The organism is Streptomyces sp. RP5T (assembly GCF_003933965.1).
Classification (GTDB): Bacteria; Actinomycetota; Actinomycetes; order Streptomycetales; family Streptomycetaceae; genus Streptomyces.
Map to the genome: position 1 here is coordinate 1 of NZ_RSAJ01001265.1, position 519 is coordinate 519.

The 519-nt window shown below is 73.2% G+C and carries 1 protein-coding gene; it reads right to left on the reverse strand.

Annotated elements, in window-relative coordinates; all coding sequences use genetic code 11:
- Window positions 1-369, reverse strand: a 369-nt coding sequence (locus EHS43_RS48690; RefSeq protein ID WP_260471045.1) for a hypothetical protein, incomplete at its 3' end; no start/stop codon positions are given.
- Window positions 370-519 lie beyond the last annotated feature (150 nt).

Consider the following 519-nt stretch of genomic DNA (forward strand, 5'->3'; position numbering starts at 1 on the left):
GTCGTGGTCGGCCGGAGGAGGCGGGGGGACGGCGGTCGTGCGCGTCACTTCGAAGGAGCCGACGCCGGACCGGCCGCCGTGGGTGTCCCCTCCCGAAGCACCGGCACCGGTCGCGCCCCGGTGCTCGATCCGGGGCGCGCCGCCCTGGCCCGGTACGACGGCCGACGGCTCGGAAGGGCCGTGGCCCTGCGCCCTCGTGCCCTCGGGGCCGCCCGAGGCGCCCCAGCTCGCGGAGCCGTAGGCGTGATGGGTCCCGTCCGCGGGCGGGCGGGGAGAGGTGCCGCCGCCGTCCCGCGCGCGGGACGGGTCCTCGGCCGCGGCGGACGCGGCCCTCGCCGACACCCGGCCCCGCGCACGTGCGGCGGGCACGGACTGTCCGGGAAGGGTGCCGGACGCACCCTTGTCGTCCTCGTGAGGTCCTGTGGCTGACTCTTATACACATCTCCGAGCCCACGAGACATCTCAGGACCTCGTATGCCGTCTTCTGCTTGAAAAAAAAAAAAAAGAGCAAAACAAGAG